At 56.5% G+C, this 379-nt stretch carries 1 protein-coding gene; it reads left to right on the top strand.

Annotated elements, in window-relative coordinates; translation table 11 throughout:
* A partial coding sequence (locus ACK59L_RS21535; protein ID WP_409275970.1) for an immunoglobulin-like domain-containing protein occupies window positions 1–379 on the top strand: 379 nt, incomplete at both ends.

The following is a 379-nucleotide window of genomic DNA, read 5'->3' as shown; positions in this document are numbered from 1 at the left end:
CGACGCTGGCGGTCGCACCTTCGAAAATCTGCAGCTGGGCGGCGAGGCCTCGGTGAAAGTCACCGATACCATCGACGAAGTTGTGGCGAAGCTTACAGCAACCGACTCGGTCACTGAAGGCGGTCAGATCACTTACACCGTGACCCTGACCAACAAAGACGGCTTGCCGATCGACAAACACGGCGCGCTGACCTTCACGCTGGACGATGGCAAAACTGTCATCACCATCCCAGCCAACGGCACTACCGGTTCGGTAACCGTTACAGCGCCTGACAACGACTATGTCGGTGCTAACGATCCGGTCGTCAAATCAATTGCCAGCGTTGCTGGTGCGGACGTTGGTAAGTTTGAGCAACTAACGCTCGATAAGACGCCTGTT

Origin of the sequence: Pseudomonas sp. KCJK9111 (assembly GCF_046231935.1) — a bacterium.
In the GTDB taxonomy this organism is placed as follows: Bacteria; Pseudomonadota; Gammaproteobacteria; order Pseudomonadales; family Pseudomonadaceae; genus Aquipseudomonas; species Aquipseudomonas parafulva_B.
This window is presented reverse-complemented; position numbering and strand designations above follow the sequence as displayed.